17 protein-coding genes are annotated in these 17,809 nt (G+C 72.6%); 8 read left to right on the top strand and 9 right to left on the bottom strand.

Annotated elements, in window-relative coordinates; genetic code table 11:
• Positions 1-155: 155 nt before the first annotated feature.
• A complete protein-coding gene (locus ABZ078_RS10010) occupies positions 156-2,525 on the bottom strand; it encodes a PQQ-binding-like beta-propeller repeat protein (RefSeq protein WP_356573503.1) in 2,370 nt (789 codons plus the stop codon).
• Positions 2,526-2,750: 225 nt separating this feature from the next.
• Complete coding sequence (locus tag ABZ078_RS10005; protein WP_356573501.1) at positions 2,751-3,506, bottom strand: VOC family protein; 756 nt, start codon at positions 3,504-3,506, stop codon at positions 2,751-2,753.
• A 134-nt stretch (positions 3,507-3,640) separates the two neighbouring features.
• Here ABZ078_RS10005 and ABZ078_RS10000 point away from each other — a divergent pair, with 134 nt between their 5' ends.
• Positions 3,641-4,276 (top strand): TetR family transcriptional regulator, encoded by a 636-nt coding sequence (locus tag ABZ078_RS10000; RefSeq protein WP_356573591.1) that lies wholly within the window; start codon positions 3,641-3,643, stop codon positions 4,274-4,276.
• Between the two features lie 117 nt (positions 4,277-4,393).
• Here ABZ078_RS10000 and ABZ078_RS09995 read toward each other — a convergent pair whose 3' ends face one another.
• A complete protein-coding gene (locus ABZ078_RS09995; RefSeq protein ID WP_356573499.1) occupies positions 4,394-4,846 on the bottom strand; it encodes an Lrp/AsnC family transcriptional regulator in 453 nt (150 codons plus the stop codon).
• Between the two features lie 82 nt (positions 4,847-4,928).
• On the opposite strand from ABZ078_RS09995, the gene ABZ078_RS09990 reads away from it, so the two are divergent.
• Complete coding sequence (locus tag ABZ078_RS09990; protein ID WP_356573497.1) at positions 4,929-5,552, top strand: LysE family translocator; 624 nt, start codon at positions 4,929-4,931, stop codon at positions 5,550-5,552.
• Between the two features lie 5 nt (positions 5,553-5,557).
• Here ABZ078_RS09990 and ABZ078_RS09985 read toward each other — a convergent pair whose 3' ends face one another.
• Together ABZ078_RS09985 and ABZ078_RS09980 are read right to left on the bottom strand one after the other, a co-directional pair.
• Positions 5,558-6,031 carry a nitroreductase family deazaflavin-dependent oxidoreductase gene (locus ABZ078_RS09985; protein WP_356573495.1) on the bottom strand — a complete coding sequence of 158 codons (474 nt, stop codon included), beginning with the start codon at positions 6,029-6,031 and terminating at the stop codon, positions 5,558-5,560.
• Positions 6,028-7,221, bottom strand: a complete 1,194-nt coding sequence (locus ABZ078_RS09980) for an acyl-CoA dehydrogenase family protein (RefSeq protein WP_356573493.1) — start codon at positions 7,219-7,221, stop codon at positions 6,028-6,030. Before ABZ078_RS09980 ends, ABZ078_RS09985 begins: the two co-directional genes overlap by 4 nt.
• 76 nt (positions 7,222-7,297) lie before the next feature.
• Here ABZ078_RS09980 and ABZ078_RS09975 point away from each other — a divergent pair, with 76 nt between their 5' ends.
• From ABZ078_RS09975 to ABZ078_RS09965, 3 genes are read left to right on the top strand one after another with little or no spacing between them, the layout of a single operon-like run.
• Entirely contained in the window at positions 7,298-8,470 is a 1,173-nt protein-coding gene (locus ABZ078_RS09975; RefSeq protein WP_356573491.1) for an acetyl-CoA acetyltransferase, read from the top strand.
• Between the two features lie 31 nt (positions 8,471-8,501).
• Positions 8,502-8,927, top strand: a complete 426-nt coding sequence (locus ABZ078_RS09970) for a pyridoxamine 5'-phosphate oxidase family protein (RefSeq protein WP_356573489.1) — start codon at positions 8,502-8,504, stop codon at positions 8,925-8,927.
• A gap of 27 nt (positions 8,928-8,954) precedes the next feature.
• Complete coding sequence (locus tag ABZ078_RS09965) at positions 8,955-9,611, top strand: pyridoxal 5'-phosphate synthase (protein WP_356573488.1); 657 nt, start codon at positions 8,955-8,957, stop codon at positions 9,609-9,611.
• A 14-nt stretch (positions 9,612-9,625) separates the two neighbouring features.
• On the opposite strand, the gene ABZ078_RS09960 is transcribed toward ABZ078_RS09965, so the two are convergent.
• From ABZ078_RS09960 to ABZ078_RS09945, 4 genes are all read right to left on the bottom strand, one after another.
• A complete protein-coding gene (locus tag ABZ078_RS09960) occupies positions 9,626-10,498 on the bottom strand; it encodes a GNAT family N-acetyltransferase (RefSeq protein WP_356573486.1) in 873 nt (290 codons plus the stop codon).
• Between the two features lie 121 nt (positions 10,499-10,619).
• Positions 10,620-11,270, bottom strand: a complete 651-nt coding sequence (locus tag ABZ078_RS09955; RefSeq protein ID WP_356573484.1) for a GNAT family N-acetyltransferase — start codon at positions 11,268-11,270, stop codon at positions 10,620-10,622.
• Between the two features lie 21 nt (positions 11,271-11,291).
• A complete protein-coding gene (locus tag ABZ078_RS09950; protein WP_356573482.1) occupies positions 11,292-11,765 on the bottom strand; it encodes an OB-fold domain-containing protein in 474 nt (157 codons plus the stop codon).
• Positions 11,762-12,211, bottom strand: coding sequence for a DoxX family protein (locus tag ABZ078_RS09945; protein WP_356573480.1), 450 nt, complete (start codon positions 12,209-12,211; stop codon positions 11,762-11,764). The genes ABZ078_RS09950 and ABZ078_RS09945 overlap by 4 nt, the downstream gene beginning before the upstream one ends.
• A 253-nt stretch (positions 12,212-12,464) precedes the next feature.
• On the opposite strand from ABZ078_RS09945, the gene ABZ078_RS09940 reads away from it, so the two are divergent.
• The 3 genes from ABZ078_RS09940 to ABZ078_RS09930 all read left to right on the top strand — a co-directional run bounded on the left by ABZ078_RS09940 (position 12,465) and on the right by ABZ078_RS09930 (position 17,784).
• The gene (locus tag ABZ078_RS09940) at positions 12,465-13,655 is read left to right on the top strand and encodes an NAD(P)/FAD-dependent oxidoreductase (RefSeq protein ID WP_356573478.1); all 1,191 of its coding nucleotides are present in this window, start codon (positions 12,465-12,467) and stop codon (positions 13,653-13,655) included.
• A 248-nt stretch (positions 13,656-13,903) separates the two neighbouring features.
• The gene (locus ABZ078_RS09935; RefSeq protein ID WP_356573589.1) at positions 13,904-15,361 is read left to right on the top strand and encodes an FAD-dependent oxidoreductase; all 1,458 of its coding nucleotides are present in this window, start codon (positions 13,904-13,906) and stop codon (positions 15,359-15,361) included.
• A gap of 197 nt (positions 15,362-15,558) precedes the next feature.
• On the top strand, positions 15,559-17,784 hold the full coding sequence (locus ABZ078_RS09930; RefSeq protein WP_356573476.1) for an acetate--CoA ligase family protein: 2,226 nt from the start codon (positions 15,559-15,561) through the stop codon (positions 17,782-17,784).
• Positions 17,785-17,809: the final 25 nt, after the last annotated feature.

Here is a 17,809-nt window from a genome sequence, read left to right as displayed (position 1 = left end):
GTGAGCACGTCACGTTAGCAGCGGTCGCGTGGCGGGGATCGCTCACCGGGCGTAGCGTCTCGTGCAGGAGCGGTGAAGATGGCCGCTCCGTGCGGGACGGCCGCCGTCCGGATCCCTTCCGTGCGCCGGTGCGACGGCCGTCACACATCCCGTGCCTATGCGCCGCGGGCCGTGCCCGTGCCCTTCTCCGCGTCCAGCGCGTACACGCACCGGTCCTTGCTGCACGCGTACACGACCCCGTCCTTGACCACCGGAGAGCCGGTGATCTCGCCGCCGGTCGCGAGCTTCCAGCGCAGCCGGCCGTCGTCGGCCTTCAGGGTGTAGAGCAGGTGGTCCGTGGAGCCGAAGTGGATCCGGCCCTCGGCCACCGCGGGGGCGCCCACGATGTCGCCGCCCGCCTGGAAGCGCCACTTCGGTGTCCCGGTGACCGCGTCCAGCGTGTACAGGCCCTTGCCGCTGCCGACGTGGACATGACCCGCGGCCACCAGCACCGGGTCGACCGAGGAACGGGACTCGGTGGCGATGCGCCAGCGGTCGCGGCCGTCGGTGGCGTCCAGGGCGTAGACCGTGCCGAGGTAGTCGGCCAGGTACACGCCACCGCCGGTCACCGCCGGGCCCGGCACGAAGGCCGGCGGGCACAGGAAGACCGCCGGGGCCTCGAAGTGCCAGCGGACATGGCCGCCCGCCACGTCCAGCGCGAGGACCCGTGTCCCGGCCGAGACGTACACGAAGCCGTCCGGCGCCTGCGCCACCCGCACCGGCACCCCGCCGCAGGAGGCGGCGTCGCCGATGGGGTACGACCAGCGCTCGTCGCCGGTCCGGGCGTCCAAGGCCCGCAGCCGGGCGTCCTGCCAGACGTACACCGTGCCGTCGTACAGCGCGGGGCCGGCCTCCGGCGACTCGAAGTCGGTCTGCGCCCCGGTGATCTCCCACAGCTTCTGGCCGTTCGAGGCCTCCCATGCCTGGACGCCGCCGCCGCGGGTGCCGGTGACGACCGTGCCGCGGTCGGCCTTGAGCGAGTACACCCAGGCGTCCATCTGCAGGCGCCACAGGTCGCCGCCCTCGCGGCAGTCCAGGGCGAACAGGGTCGGGCCGTCGGAGGCGTGGATACGGCCGTCCGCGACCGCCATCGACCAGGCCACGTCCCGCGTCTTGAAACGGCGCCGACCGGTGGCCACGTCCAGGGCGTGGACCTCGAAGGAGGTGACGTAGACGAGGTCGCCGGCGACCGAGGGGGTGCCCCAGACGTCGTTCGACATGCGGAAACGCCAGGGGCGCCAGCCGGCCGCCGTCTCCGGGGGCACCGGCGGCGGCGCCGGCACGGCAGGGCCTACGGCGGGATCCGCGCCGTTGACGCCGGGGCGGGGCTTGGACCAGGAGGCCACCAGACCGGCCTCCGGAGGGGGCGCCTGCATGGCGGCGGCGCGGACGTCGGCGACCCGGGGGCCTGGGCCGATGGGCACCGCCGCGCCGGCCAGCCGGACCGGGCCGGTGTCGGGGCCGCCGACGGGGACCGGCGCGGGCTGCGGGCCGGGGACCACCGGGTCGCGCGAGGGCGGGGGCGGCACCGGGACGGGGGCGATCCGGCCGCCGCTGCGTGCCCCGCCGGGCGAGGGCTTCGTCGCCGGACGGCCGCCTCTGCGCGCCTCGATCAGGCTCACCGCCCGCTCGGGCAGCCAGGCCGACGCCGTCCCGCTGTCGTCGGAGCCGGAGCCGAAGAGGTGCGGGGCGAGCTGGGCCTGGAGGTCGGCCGGGTTGGGGCGGGCGGTCGGGTCCATCTGCATACAGGACTCGATCAGCGGCCGCAGCTCGTCCGGGAGGCCCTCCAGGTCCGGACCCTCCCGGAGCAGCATGAAGACCGTCTCGACCGGGTTGGCGCCGTGGAAGGGCGGATGCCCGGTGGCGGCGAAGACCAGCATCGAGCCGAGCGAGAAGACGTCACTCGCGCCGGTGACGCTGCGCGAGTCCTTCGCCTGCTCCGGGGACATGTAGGCGGGCGTGCCGACGGCGACGTTGGTCATCGTCAACCGCGTGTTCGATACGCCCGACGCGATACCGAAGTCGATGACCCGGGGCCCGTCCTCGACGACGAGCACGTTGGACGGCTTGAGGTCCCGGTGCACCAGCCCGGCGCCGTGGATCGACTGCAGTGCCTCGGCGACACCGGCCGCCAGCCAGCGCACCGCCTGGGCCGGGAGCGGCCCGCACTCGTTCACTATCTCTTCGAGGGAGGGCGCGGGGACGTACGCGGTGGCCAGCCACGGCACGGCCGCGCGCGGGTCGGCGTCGACGACGGCCGCCGTGTAGAAGCCGGAAACCGCGCGGGCCGCCTCCACCTCACGGGTGAAGCGGACCCGGAACAGCTGGTCCTCGGCGAGCTCCGTACGCACCGTCTTGATCGCCACGCGCCGCCCGGACGCCGAGCGCGCGAGATAGACCAGCCCCATGCCGCCGGCACCCAGCCGTCCGAGCACCTCGAACGGCCCGATCCTGCGCGGATCGTGCTGCGTCAGCTGATCCACCACTCTGCCTGCCACCTCCCCGTACGGGCCCCGTCACCCACATATGTACGCGACCCCGTGCAGCGTCTCACCACCGCACCGCCTTGGCGGCACGCACCCCGATTCTTCCTGTCCGAGGGCGTCGTTGCGAACCCGAGGGCGGAACGGGGTGTCTTGGGACAAAACCACACCCGGCGTCCGACGGAAAGCACCGGTTCGCATACTGGGACGCCTGAGGTAAGAGTGAGGTCAGACTTCCGGCGCCGCCCGGCGTTCCAGGAGCGCGAAGGACGCCCCCTGATCGTCGCTGACCACGGCGACCGTTCCGTACGACGTTTCGAAGGGCGCAACCTGGACCCGCCCGCCGAGCCGGTTCACCGTGCCGAGGACCTCCTGGCAGTCCGCCACCCGGAAGTGGACGACGAAATGGGGCGGCATCATCGCCGGGAAGACCTCCTCGACGGCCGCACGACCGAAGTCCGGCTCCGCGTCCGGCCCGAACAGGGCGTCGTGGAAGAGTCCGCCGTAGAACGAGTTGGCGACCTCGGTGTCCCGGGCGTACAGCTCGGCCCAGCCGAAGGTGCCGACCTCGTGCCTGCGGCCGAAACCCGGGTGCTCGCCCGCCTGCCAGAGCCCGAAGACGGCGCCCTCCGGGTCGGTGACCAGGGCGGCCGTCCCGAGGCCCGCCCCCACCTCCACGGGCGCGGTGACCACCTGCCCCCCGGCCTCGCGGATCCGCCTGCCCAGCGCCTCCGCGTCCGGGGTGGCGAAGTACACCGTCCACACGGTGGGCATCCGCCCGTCCGTCTTGCGCGAGAGGGTGGCGACCCGGTCGCCGTCCAGCCGGGCCCATACGGTGGAGTCGTACGCCTCCTCGAAGGTCCACCCGAAGAGGTCACCGTAGAACCGCTTGCCCGCCTCCACGTCGGCGAGCTGCGCGTCCACCCAGCACGGGACGCCCTCTCCGTATCCCGTTCCGTCTGCGGATGCCCTGTTTTCGGCCATGCGGCCAAAGTAACGGCCTCCCGCGCAACCCGCAGACCAGGCACACCAGCCTCCACGTCCCCGCGCACCCCATTTGCAGTCGGCCGAATCGCGCCCCGATCACGCCTCGGTAAGCTGACGACATGACAGGACAAGTGCGTACCGTCGACGGCCGCGTGGCCGGCCGGCGTGGGCAGGCGACCCGGCAGAAGCTGCTCGACTGCCTCAGCGAGATGCTCAGCTCCTCCCCCTACCGGGACGTCAAAGTCATCGATGTCGCCCGGAAGGCGGGGACTTCACCCGCGACCTTCTACCAGTACTTCCCGGACGTCGAGGGCGCCGTCCTGGAGATCGCCGAGCAAATGGCCGCCGAGGGCGCGGCGTTGACCGAGCTCGTGGAGGGCCGCAGCTGGGTCGGCAAGGCGGGCTGGCACACCGCGCAGGAACTCGTGGACGGATTCCTGGAGTTCTGGCGCAAGAACGACGCGATCCTCCGCGTCGTCGACCTCGGCGCGTCCGAGGGCGACAAACGCTTCTACAAGATCCGTATGAAGATCCTGAACTCCGTCAACAACTCCCTCACGGACGCCGTCGCGCAGTTGCAGTCCAAGGGCAGGGTCGACAAGGACGTCAACCCGGCCGCGGTCGCGGGGTCGATCGTCGCGATGCTCGCGGCGGTGGCCTCGCACCAGAAGGGCTTCCAGACGTGGGGCGTCAAGCAGGCCGAACTCAAGCCCAACCTCGCTCTGTTGGTGCACCTGGGCGTGACCGGCAAGAAGCCGACCAAGTAGCGCCGGGAGGCCGACACTCCCTTTCTCCCACCCCAAGTCCTGTCTCACAGGCGGTGGTCCACCCAGGTGGACCACCGCCTGCTGCACGTTCAGGGCGGGGCAGCGCCCCGCAGGGGCTTACGCCGGCAGCGGCCGGTCCCGCACGACGTGCTTCATCACCAGCGTCGACGTCAGCCGCTGCACCCCGGGCAGCGTGGCCAGCCGCTCGTCGTACAGCCGCTGGTAGGCGGCGAGGTCCGCGGCGACGACCCGCAGCAGGTAGTCCGGCTCCCCGAACAGCCGCTGCGCCTCCAGCACCTCCCGCACATCGCCGAGCGCCCGCTCGAACTCGGCGACCGTGTCCCGGTCCTCCTGCCGCATCGAGACGAAGACCAGCGCCTCGAAGTTCAGCCCCACGGCGGCCGGGTCCACGACGGCCCGGTATCCGCTGATGGCACCGGCCCGCTCCAGCTCCCGCAGCCGCCGGTGGCACGGCGAGACGCTGAGCCGCACCCGCGCGGCCAGCTCCGTCACGGTCAGCCGCCCGTCCTGCTGAAGCTCGGCAAGAATCTTTCTGTCCACGTCGTCCATGAGGCAGATCTTCCCTCAAACCCGCAGGTCATGGGCAAACTTCGACAACACTTTCGGGCCATTCCCGCCTAATGTCCCCACCATGGACTCCGGACTGCTCATCTCCTTCCTCGCCATCGACCTGCTGCTGGTCTGCGTGCCGGGCGCCGACTGGGCGTACGCGATCTCCGCCGGGCTGCGCGACCGCTCGCCGCTGACGGCGGTGGCGGGCCTGGTCACCGGGTACGCGCTGCACACGGTCCTCGCGGTGGCCGGTCTGGCGGTGCTGGTGGCGGGCGAGCCGGGGCTGCTGACCGCGCTGACGGCGGCCGGCGCGCTGTACCTGGTGTGGCTGGGGTGGGGGGTGCTGCGCCGGCCGGGCACGCCGGGGGCGGCCGAGGAGACCGTGGCCGCGAGCCCGGCCCGCGCCTTCCTGCGGGGTGCCACGATCAGCGGCCTGAACCCCAAGGGGCTGCTCCTGTACCTCTCCGTGCTGCCGCAGTTCCTGGTGACGAAGGGCGCGCACCTGCCGGTCCCCGCCCAGACCGCCGTACTCGGCCTGCTCCACATGGCGTGCTGCGCCGCCGTCTACCTGACCGTGGGCCGCACGGCCCGCGCGGTCCTCGGCGCCCGTCCGGCGGCGGCACGGGCGGTCACCCGCACGTCGGGGGCGGCGATGCTGGGGATCGGCGCGTTCCTGCTCGTACAGCGCCTGGCGACGCTGTGACCACGCTATGACCTGCGGACGATCCGGAAGACCCGGATCTCCCGCTCCACCCGTGCCTGGTACGACGCGTACGGCGGCCAGAAGTCCAGCACCGCCCGCCACGCCGCCGCCCGCTCCGCCCCCTCCAGCAGCCGGGCCCTGACCGGGATGTCCCGCCCCTTCCAGCTGACCTCGGCGTCGGGATGGGCGAGGAGGTTGTGGGTCCAGGCGGGGTGAGCGGTGCGGCCGAAGTTGGAGCCGACGAGGATCCAGGAGCGGCCGCCGTCCTCGGGCATGCAGGCGAGCGGCGTACGGCGGGGCCGTCCGCTGCGGGCGCCGGTCGAGGTCAGGATCACGCCGGGCAGCAGCCGCGCGCTGAGCAGGACCGTTCCCCGGCTGAGCCGGTGCACGGCACGGTCCAGCGCGGGGACGACATACGGGGCGACCTTGGCGAAGCCCCGCGTCGAGGACACCTTCCGCACGACGCGCACACCGATCACACCGCCACCTCCCGCGCCTCGGACACCGAGAAGACCCGGGCCGCGTCGGCGGCGTGCGCCCGCAGCCGGTGCGTGGGGCCGAAGAGGAGTTCGTCACCGGCGGCCCGCTTGAAGTACAGGTGAGCCTCGTGCTCCCAGGTGAAACCGATGCCGCCGTGGAGCTGGATCGCCTCGGCGGACGCGATCCGCAGCGCCTCCAGGGCCTGCGCGAGGGCGAGCCCGCCGGCCCGCTCCCCGTGGACCGTCGCCCACGCCGCGTAGTAGGCGGCCGAGCGCGCCGCCTGCACGCCCACGTACACGTCCGCCAGCCGGTGCTTCACCGCCTGGAAGGACCCGATCGCCCGCCCGAACTGCTCCCGCTGCCCCACGTACTCCACGGTCCGCTCCAGCGCCCGGTCGGCGGCGCCCACGGCCTCGCAGGCGAGGACGGCCGCGGCCGGATCCCCCACCGCCGTGAGGGCACCCAGCGCATCCGCGCCCTCCTCCCCCAGCAACTCCGCCTCCACGTCCCGCAGTTGCAGCCGCCCCCGCGGCCGTGTGGCGTCCAGCGCGGTCTGCCGCACCCGTACGACCCCCGCCGCGTCGCCCGGCACGAGGAACAGCAGCGTGCGCGACCGGGCGAACCCCCCGGCGTGCGCGGCGACCACCAGCAGCCCAGCGCTGTGCCCGTCCAGCACCTGGTCGACCTGCCCGTACAGCCGCCAGCCGCCCGCCGCCCGCCGTGCCTGCACGCCCCCGGCACGTCCACCACCGGCCCAGTCCCCGCCGCTGGTGCCGGTGAGGGCGAGGGCGGTGGCGAGCGCGGTGCCGGGGACGGCGAGGGCGGCGGTGAGCGTGCCGCCGGCGAGGCGGGGCAGCAACTCGGCGCGCTGGGCCTCGGTGCCGAGGGCGGCGATCAGCGGCGCGGCGAGCACGGCGGTGGCCAGCAGCGGGGAGGGAGCCAGCGCCCGCCCGGTCTCCTCGCAGGCGAGGGCGAGTTCGGTCGCCGAGCAGCCGACACCGCCGTACGCCTCGGGAAGGGCGAGCCCGGGCAGGCCGAGCCGTCCGGCGAGGGCCGTCCACAGGGCGGGGTCGTGTCCGGCGGGGGTGTCGAGGGCCGCGCGCAGCTCGCGGGGGCCGCAGCGGCTGTGCAGCAGCTCGCGGAGGGTGCGGCGGATCTCGTCCTGTTCGGGGGTGAAGCGGGCGTCCATGACTCTTCCCTCCGTATCTGACGGGCCGTCATATTAGGAGGGCCGCAACGAGATGCCCAGGGTTTGGAGGCCGCGCATGACCGCCCGGAGCCGGAAAGTCGCCGTCGTCGGTGTGTCCCTCTCCGACTGCGGCCGAGTGGACGACGCGACCCCCTACGCCCTGCACGCCCAGGCGGCCCGTCGCGCCCTCGCCGACGCCGGGCTCGGCCGCGAGGCGGTGGACGGCTTCGCCTCCGCCGGGCTCGGCACCCTCGCCCCCGTCGAGGTGGCCGAGTACCTGGGACTGCGCCCCACCTGGGTGGATTCCACCTCGGTCGGCGGCTCCACCTGGGAGGTCATGGCGGCCCACGCGGCGGACGCGATAGCGAGCGGGCACGCGAACGCCGTACTCCTCGCCTACGGCTCGACCGCCCGCGCGGACGTCAGGGCGGGCCGGCGCACGGGGACCCTGTCCTTCGGATCCCGGGGGCCGTCGCAGTTCGAGGTCCCCTACGGCCACACCCTCATCGCCAAGTACGCCATGGCCGCCCGCCGCCACATGATCGAACACGGCACGACGATCGAGCAGTTGGCGGAGGTGGCCGTCCAGGCGAGGGCGAACGCGGCCCTGAACCCGCAGGCCATGTTCCGCGACCCGATCACCGTGGACGACGTCCTGTCGGGCCCGATGATCGCGGACCCCTTCACCAAGCTGCACTGCTGCGTCCGCTCCGACGGCGGGGCGGCCGTGCTGCTGGCCGCCGAGGAGTTCGTACGGGACTGCCGTACGGCACCGGTGTGGATCCTCGGCACCGGGGAGCACGTCTCGCACGCCGCGATGTCCGAGTGGCCCGACTTCACGACCGGACCGGCGGCGGTGAGCGGACGGCTCGCCTTCGAACGGGCCGGGGTGCGGCCGCAGGAGATCGACTTCGCGCAGATCTACGACGCCTTCACCTACATGACCCTGGTGACGCTGGAGGACCTCGGCTTCTGCGGGAAGGGCGAGGGCGGGGCGTTCGTGGAGAAGGGGCGGCTGCTGGTGCGGGGCGGGGAGCTGCCGGTGAACACGGACGGGGGCGGGCTGTCGGCCCAACACCCTGAGATGCGCGGGCTGTTCCTCCTGGTGGAGGCGGTGCGGCAACTGCGGGGCGAGGGCGGGGAGCGTCAAGTGCGCGCGGCGGACGGGGAGTTGCCCCGATTGGGAATCGCGTCGGCGACCGGGGGATGGTTCTGCTCGTCGGGGACGTTGGTACTGGGCAGGGATTGAGACCGTCGAGAGCACATCGAGAGGAACAGGCATGGCCCTGACCCGCGCAGAGCGTGAGCAGTTCCTGTCCGAACCCCATGTCGCCGCGCTGGCGGTCGACGCGGGGGCGGGGCGCGCCCCGCTGACCGTGCCGATCTGGTACCAGTACGAGCCCGGCGGCGACGTATGGATCATGACCGAGCGGGACTCCCGCAAGAACCGGCTGATCCAGGAGGCGGGCCGCCTCTCCCTGATGGTCGACCGGCTGGAGCCCACCATCCGGTACGTGTCGGTGGAGGGACCGGTCGTCAGGACGACCCCCGCCACCCTCGATCAGCTCCGGGAGATCTCGGCCCGCTACCTCCCGGCCGAGAAGGTCGACGGCTATGTCGACTTCGCCTGGAAGAACCACGGCGAGCAGGTCGTCCTGCACATGCGGCCCGAACGCTGGGTGTCGTCCGACCTCGGGCAGGTGTGAGCCGGAGCCACCGGCCACAATCGGGGCATGGGAACGGATCTTCATGAGCTGCTGAGGTCGCTGCGGGTGTGGGACGTCGACCTGCCCTCCTTCGACCCGGACACCGCACCCGCCGAACCGCTCGCCCTCTTCACGGCCTGGTTCGCGCAGGCGGTCGCGGCCGGGCAGGTCGAGCCGCACACGATGTCCCTGGCCACGGCGGACGAGGAGGGCCTGCCGGACGTACGGACGGTGATGCTGCACGGCGCCGACGCGGCCGGCTGGTCCTTCGCCACGCACCGGGGCAGCCGCAAGGGCCGCCAGCTCGCCGCCCGCCCGTACGCGGCCCTCGGCTTCTACTGGCCGGCCCAGGGCCGCCAGGTGCGGGTGAGGGGTTCGGTGACGGCGGCCCCGTCCGCCGAGTCCCAGGCCGACCTGCACGCCCGCTCGACCGGCGCGCTCGCGGCGGCCCTGACCGGCCGCCAGAGCGAGGTCCTGTCCTCGGTGCAGGAACTGGCGCGGGAGTCACAGGCGGCCTGGGAGCGGGCCCGGCGCGAACCGGACGCCCCGGTCCCGTCCTGGACCCTCTACCGCCTGCGGCCCGAGGAGGTGGAGTTCTTCCAGGGCGACGCACAGCGCCGCCACGTACGGCTCGTCTATCGCCGTACGCAGGACGGGTGGACGCGGGAGCTGCTCTGGCCCTGAGGGCCTGTCGCCTCTCAGTAGGCGCGGTTCCCGCGGAAGTCGTACGCCGCGAACTCGGCCACCGCCCGGTATCCGATGCGCTGGTAGAGGCCGTTGCTGGTCTGGTTCGCCAGGTCCGTGAACAGCAGCACCTCGCGCACCCCGGAGGCGAGCACGGACCGGCTGACCTGTGCGGTGACCGCGCCGGCGTAACCGCGCCCGCGCAGGTGGGCCGGGGTGTAGACGGGGGAGACCCGGGCCTGGCCGGCGACGACCGGGGTCACGCCGGCCATGGACAGGGGGGTGCCGTCCTCGCTCTCCCAGAGGGTGATGCCTCCGTAGGCGATCCGTGAGTCGGCCCAGGCGTCGGCGTCGCGGCCGGCGACGCCCCCGACGGCCTCGACGAACTCGCGGTGCCAGCGGATGAGTTGCGCCCGGTCCTCCTTGCCCGCGACGCGCGCTCGGCCCGCCGGAAGGGGGTGCGGCACGGTCAGGTTGCCGAGCCGGTACAGGCGTTGGCGCTGGCTGACGGCGGCCCGGACGCCCGAGCGCCGGCGCCAGGCGGCGACGAAGGCCTCGGCGGTCTCGCGGGCCGCTACGACACCGGGGACCTCGTGGCCGAGGGCCACCAGGTGGGCGGCGAGGGCGTCGGCCTCGTCGGGGGTGAGGGGGGTGACGTTCAGCCGGTAGGGCGGGGTGCGGAAGTAGGCGGCTCGCACCTGGCCGTCCACCTCCAGCACCCCGAAGACGGGCGCCTCGTCACCGTACGCTCGCGGCCCGTTCGTGCGCAGCGTCTCGGTGACCGTCAGGGCGACGGTGTGCAGATCGGGGCGTGAGCGCAGGAAGCCTCCGGCGTGGGCGAGAAAGCCGGTGAGGTCCTGGGTGCCGTACCAGTCGTCCGTGCGCATACCTCATGATCCCGCGCCCGGGCGGGAGTTGTGCACCCTTTTCCGCCGCGGACACGAAGCCGACACAAGTCCCCACTCTCAGGCGGGGGTCGAGGGGCTCCGTGTTCACGGTCGCGTGGGTCTACAGGTTGACGTCCGGGTCCGTCGCCAGCCGCGCGTGCAGATGCATGTCCCGGTACGCGTCGTGCCGCCCCGCCTCCCACATCGCGCCCCGCAGGGTCCCCTCGTACCGGAAACCGCACCGCTCGGCGATGTGGCAGGAGGAGTCGTGGCCGACGGCGTGGTCGAGTTCGAGGCGGTGCAGTCCCAGACCCGGCTCGGCGAGGGCCCAGCGGGCGACGAGGGCGAGGGCGCGGGTGGCGACGCGGCGGCCGCGGGCTTCGGGGAGGACCCAGTAGCCGACGCGGGCGGAGTTCATCACCCGGTCGATGACGTTGACGGCGATGTGTCCGAGGGGTGCGCCGGTCGCGGCGTCGGTGACGCAGTACGCCGCCGAGGTGCCCTCCGCCGCGTTGTGTGCCGCGGCGCGCAGGGAATCTCGGGCGCTGTCGAGGTCCGTGGTGATCCGCAGCGGGGTGTTCCAGCGCCGGAACTCCGGGTCGGTGCGGCCCCGGAACCAGACGTCGAGGTCGGTCTCGGAGTCGGCGTCCCAGGGGCGCAGGCGGAGGCCGTGGGCGTGCAGGTCGGGGAGGGGGCGGGGGGACGGCCGTATGTCGGGGTGCTCGGGGTGCTCGGGGTGCTCGGGGTGCTCGGATGGATCGGTGTCGCTCATGCGGTCATTGAAACGTGCCGGTCACCTCGGGGGACGGAACACCGGCGTCCCGTCGCGGAAGGCGACTTCCAGGTCCATCCCGGCGCGCAGCCGCCCGGCGTCCGGGCACTCCACGACCTCGGTCATCATCCGCGGGCCCTCGGCGAGATCGACGACCGCGGCGACGTACGGCGTCCGTTCCCCGAAGGGCGGCAGGTCATTGCGGTGGACGACCGACCAGGTGTAGAGGGTGGCCCGACCGCTCGCGGGCCGCCATGTCACGTCCTCGCTCCAGCAGTGCGGGCAGAACTCGCGGGGGTAGTGGTGGGAGCGTCCGCACGCCTGACACGTGCGGATGAGCAGCCGCCCCTCCGCTGCCGCGTCCCAGTACGCGCGCGTGAAGGCGTCGGGTTCCGGGAGGTCGAAGCGCGGGGTCTCGGAACGGGGGGTCTCGGAGCGCGGGGCCTCGGAACGCGGGGTCTCGGAACGCGGGGTCTCGGAACGCGGGGCGCTCATAGGAAAAGCCCCAGCGCGCTGTCCACCGACCACGACTGCCACGACATCCCGAACAGCGCGACCAGCGAGATCAGCGCCATCATCGAGTTCTGCCCCTGCTCGGCCCAGTCGTGGATCATCAGGGCGAAGTAGAGGAGGTTGAGCAGCAGCCCGCCGACGAGGGCGATCGGGGTCAGGAACCCGAGGACGAGGCCGAGTCCCAGGGCCAGTTCCGCGTACAGGACGACGTACGCCATGGTCCGTGGCCGGGGTGCCACGACGACGTCGAAGCCGGACCGTACGGCGTGCCAGCGGTGCTTGGCCGCCACGTCCGCCGCCCACCTAATGCCGCCCCCCTCGAACCAGCTTCTCTTGTCCTTGTGCCGCCAGCTCTCCAGCCACCACAGCCCGAGACCTATACGGAGCACGGCCAGCCATTCCGCACCTGTGAGCCAGATCGCGTCCATGAATCTGACGGTACGTCAGATCGGAGAGGGCTGACAATCACCTGTCCGCGAACACCTCCGTCACCCGGCCCGGCGGCAGAGACGCCTTCCCCTCGGCCGCACGTCCGGACCCGCTCCACATCCACTCCAGCCCCACAACCAGGAGATCTACGCCACAGGCCCCACCCACTCCTCCTACAGCCGTGATCGATCCGCAATCAATTCCGGTCTTGACCGAGACCCATCAACCAGCAGCGTGATTACGCTCCCGACCATGGCCGACTCCACAGCGTCCCCGACCCCCACGGACCACCCCGTCTACGTCATCGGCGCCGGCCCCGGCGGACTCTCCGTCGCGTACGCGCTGCGCGCCCAGGGACTGCGCGCCGTCGTGCTGGAGAAGTCGGACCGGGTCGGCGCCTCCTGGCGGCGCCACTACGACCGGCTCCATCTGCACACCGTCCGCCGGCTGTCGGGCCTGCCGGGGCTGCCGATACCGCGTCGTTTCGGGCGCTGGGTGTCCCGGGACGACGTCGTGCGCTACCTGGAGAAATACGCCGAGTACCACGATCTGGAGATCGTCACCGGCGTCGAGGTCTCCCGCGTCGAGCGCTCACCGGACGGCGCCGGCTGGCTGCTGCACGCCACCGGCGGCCGCGAACTGACCGGCGCCGCGGTCGTCGTGGCCACCGGCCACAACCACACCCCGCGCATCCCGGACTGGCCCGGACGGGACACCTACAGCGGCGAGTTCCGGCATGCCGGCGAGTACCGCGACCCGGCGCCGTACGCCGGCCGCGACGTCCTGGTCGTCGGTGTCGGCAACACGGGCGCCGAGATCGCCGTGGACCTGGCGGAGGGCGGGGCCTCGCGCGTGCGGCTGTCGGTGCGGACGGTCCCGCACATCGTGCGCCGCTCGACGGCGGGGTGGCCCGCCCAGTTCACGAGCATCCTCGTACGGCGCCTGCCGGTCCGGCTCGTCGACCGGCTCGCGCGACCGGTGGCGAAGCTCAGCGTGCCCGACCTGTCGGGCCATGGGCTGCCTCGCCCGGACACCGGCCTCTACAGCCGGGTCAAGGAAGGGGCCATCCCCGTTCTCGACGTCGGCCTCGTCGACGCCGTGCGCAAGGGCCGGGTCGAGGTGGTGGCCGCCGTCGACGGCTTCGAGGACGACAAGGTGATCCTCGTTGACGGCAACCGCGTCTCGCCGGACGCCGTCATCGCCGCCACCGGATACGTCCGCGCCCTGGACGATCTCGTCGGACACCTCGGCGTGCTCGACCCGCGCGGCAGGCCGGTCGTCCAGGGCGCCCGCACCCCGGCGAACGCGCCCGGCCTCTTTTTCACCGGCTTCACCAACCCCATCAGCGGCAACCTCAGGGAGATGGCGATCGACGCGAGGAAGATCGCGAAGGCCGTCGCCCGGAACCGCGACCTGCGCATCTCGCGCCTGCCGGTGCCGTAGACACCCTCGACACGCTCGACACCCTCAACTGCCCTACCTCTACCCCCTGTTACCTGTGAGTCAGAAGTTACGGGAGGGCTGTACCCCGCCACCGCACGGAGTCAGAATGTGAGCACTGTTCAACTTTTCAGGCTCCACTCTCCCCTCTCGCACGACGGAGGACGCACGTGGCAAGCGAAGGACAACCCGAAAATCAACTCCCCCGGGGCCCCCGACTCCCCCGGAACCCCCGGCTCTCGCGGCGCTCCCTGCTCGGCGGCGCGGCCGCCGCAGCCGGCGCCGCGACCCTCACCGCGACCGCCGCCGGCCCCGCCTCGGCGGCCACCGCCCGCGAAGTGGACGTCGCGATCGTCGGCGCCGGGCTGGCCGGCCTCACGGCAGCACGCGACCTGGTGGCGGCCGGCAAGTCGGTCGTCGTCCTGGAGGCCCGCGACCGGGTGGGCGGCCGGGTCGTGGGCCTGAACCTCGCGGGCGGAGGAGTCACCGAGGGCGGCGGCGAGTTCATCGGCCCCACCCAGGACCGCATCAAGGCGCTCGCCGACTCACTCGGCGTGGCGACCTTCACGACTTACAACACCGGTGACAACCTCCTCTACAAGGACGGCAAGAAGACCCCCTACTCCACCGACGGACCGCTCGGCGCCGTCCCGCCCATCGACGCCGCCGGGCTCGCGAACGCCGCGATCGTGCAGGCCAAACTGGACGACCTGGCCAAGCAGATCCCGGTCGACGCGCCCTGGACCGCCGCGAAGGCCGACGAATGGGACCGGCAGACCTTCGAGACCTGGCTGCGCGCCAACGCCGTCGTCCCGTCGGCCAAGTTCCTCTTCGACGTGGCCTGCACGTCGATCTTCTCGGCCGAGCCCCGGGAACTCTCCTTCCTGTTCGTCCTCTTCTACATCGCCGCCGCCGGCAACGCGTCCACCCCCGGCACTCTGGAACGCCTCACCGAGACCGCGAACGGCGCCCAGGAACTGCGCTTCGTCGGCGGCTCCCAACTGGTGCCGGTCAAGCTCGCCGCCAGGCTCGGCGACCAGGTGGTGCTGAGCGCCCCGGTGCGCACGATCGCCCGGTCCGGCGGCAGGTACACCGTCACGGCCGACGGCATCACCGTCACCGCCAAGAAGGTCGTCGTCGCCGTACCCCCGCCCCTCGCCGCCCGTATCTCCTACGACCCCCTCCTTCCGGCCGCCCGCGACCAGCTCACCCAGCGCCTGCCGATGGCCTCCGTCGGCAAGGCGATCGCCCTCTACGACACCCCCTTCTGGCGTGCCGACGGCCTCAACGGCCAGGTCGTCAGCGACACCGGCGTGGTCAGCTCCACCTTCGACAACTCCCCGCCCGACGCCTCCTACGGCGCCCTGATGGGCTTCATCGAGGCCGACGAGGCCCGGAAGCTGGACGCGGCGAGCGAGGCGGAGGTCAGAGCGGCCGTGCTGAAGGACTACACGACGTACTTCGGCGAGAAAGCGGCCTCTCCCACCTCCTTCGTCCTGCAACGCTGGAACAACGAGGCCTACACCCGCGGCGGCCCCGTCTCCATCGCCGCGCCCGGCGTACTGACCCAGTACGGCCCCGCCCTGCGCGAACCGGTCGGCGGTGTCCACTGGGCGGGGACGGAGACCTCCACCTACTGGATGGGGTTCATGGACGGGGCGGTGCGGTCGGGCGAGCGGGTGGCGAAGGAGGTGCTGGCGGTGCTGTGACCATGGCCGGCACGCCGTACGTCGACCGCACACCCCGGCCGACTGGGCGTGCGCCCTGCCCGACTGGGCGTGCGTCCTGCCCGACTGCCGGTGCGCTCCGCCCAACTTTGCGTGCACAGCCGTTCCTGACATGGCGTCAGTTCCTTTAATCTGACACTGCGTCAGTTAATCGCTGTCACACAGGAGCGGGCGGACCGATGCTTGGATCAACCCACGGCACCCTCACCACCGACTCCCGCCGGGCCCGGGTCATCGCCTGTGGCGAGCAGCCCGGGCCCGCCGTCCACGGCCGACCCGCCGAGGTCGACGATCTCGACGTCAGCGGCCGTCCGCTGTACTGCGACGTACCCGATCTGGACCGCTTCTTCCGGCCGGAGTCGGTCGCGGTGATCGGCGCCTCGGACGCCGAGGGCCGGCCCAACACCGGTGTCACCCGGCAGCTGATCGCCTGGTCCGAGCGGGTCGGCGCCCGGCTCCATCCGGTGCACCCCAGCCGCCCCTCCGTCTTCGGCATGCCCTGCGCTCCCTCCGTCGCCGACCTGCCCGAACAGGTCGATCTCGCCGTACTGCTGATCGCCGACCCCCTTGCGGTGATCGGGGAACTGGCCGCGGCCAAGGTGAGGTTCGCCGTCGTGTTCGCCTCAGGGTTCGCGGAGACCGGCGAGGAGGGCGCGGCCGCCCAGGACCGCCTCGCCGCCGCCGTCGAACGGTCCGGGATGCGGCTGCTGGGCCCCAACACCAACCTCAACGCCTTCGAGCGGTTCCGCGACGACCTGGACGGACCCGGGATCGCCCTGATCACCCAGTCCGGCCACCAGGGGCGGCCCGTCTTCGCCCTCCAGGAGCTCGGTGTCCGGCTGACCCACTGGGCACCCACCGGCAACGAGGCCGACCTGGAGACGGCCGACTTCATCTCCTACTTCGCCGAGCGGCCCGAGGTCGGCGCGATCGCCTGCTACGTCGAGGGTCTCAAGGACGGCCGCTCCTTCCTGCTCGCCGCCGACCGCGCCGCCCGCCGCAAGGTGCCCGTCGTCGCCGTCAAGGTGGGCCGCACCGAGACCGGCGCCCGCACGGCCGCCTCACACACCGGCAAGCTGACCGGCGCGGACGCGGTGGTGGACGCGGCGATGCGGCAGTACGGCGTGATCCGGGTCGACGGTCTGGACGAACTCCAGGACACCGCGACCCTGTTGGCCCGCGCACGGCCGCCCCGCGCCGAGGGCGTCGTCGTCTATTCGATCTCGGGCGGCACGGGCGCGCACTTCGCCGACCTGGCGAGCGAGGCGGGGCTGCGGCTGCCGGTGCTGTCGGAGGCCAAGCAGGCCGAGCTGCACCAGTGGATACCCGAGTACCTGAGCGTGGCCAACCCCGTGGACAACGGCGGCCATCCGGTCGGCGACCGGCGCGGCCGGAAGATCATCGACGCGATCCTCGACGACCCCGAGGTCGGGGTGCTGATCTGCCCGGTCACCGGCCCCTTCCCGCCGCTCAGCGACCGGCTCGTCCAGGACCTGGTGGACGCGGCCGAGCGGACGGACAAACTGGTGTGCGTGGTCTGGGGGTCGCCGGTCGGCACCGAGCCGGCCTACCGCGAGGTGCTGCTGGGCTCCTCGCGGGTGGCGACCTTCCGCACGGTGGCGAACTGCATCACCGCCGTCCGCGCCTACCTCGACCACCACCGCTTCGTCACCGGCTACCGCTCCCCCTTCGACCGGGCACCGCGCACCCCGTCCCCCTCCTTCCGCAAGACGCGCGAGCTGATGCGGCCGGGGCAGCAGCTCAGCGAGCACGCGGCCAAGCAGCTCCTGCGGGCGTACGGCATCCGCGTCCCGCGCGAGCAGTTGGTGACCAGCGCGGCGGCGGCCGTACGGGCGGCCGCCCTGGTCGGCTACCCCGTGGTGATGAAGGCGTCCGGCGCGCGGATCGCCCACAAGACCGAGCTGGGCCTGGTCAGGATCGGGCTGACCTCGGCCAGTCAGGTCCGGGACGCCTACCGGGAGCTGACCGACATCGCCCGCTACGAGGACGTCTCCCTGGACGGCGTCCTGGTCTGCCAGATGGTCGAGCGGGGCGTCGAGATGGTCGTCGGCGCCACGCGCGACCCGCTGTTCGGGCCGACCGTGACGGTCGGGCTCGGCGGGGTCCTGGTCGAGGTGCTGCACGACACCGCCGTACGCGTGCCGCCCTTCGGCGAGGAGCAGGCGCGGGACATGCTGGCCGAACTGCGCGGGCGGGCCCTGCTCGACGGGGTCCGGGGGCGCCCCCCGGCGGATCTGGACGCGCTCGTCGAAGTCGTCCTGCGGGTGCAGCGCATGGCCCTGGAGCTGGACGACGACCTCGCGGAACTCGACATCAATCCGCTGATGGTGCTGCCCAGAGGGCAGGGCGCGGTGGCCCTGGACGCGCTGGTGGTGTGCCGCTGACATGAAGGCCGATGATGAGATGAAC

Source organism: Streptomyces sp. NPDC006385 (genome assembly GCF_040612485.1).
Taxonomy (GTDB): Bacteria; Actinomycetota; Actinomycetes; order Streptomycetales; family Streptomycetaceae; genus Streptomyces.
Note: the sequence above shows the minus strand (reverse complement) of the source record. Positions and strands in the feature narration are given on the sequence as shown.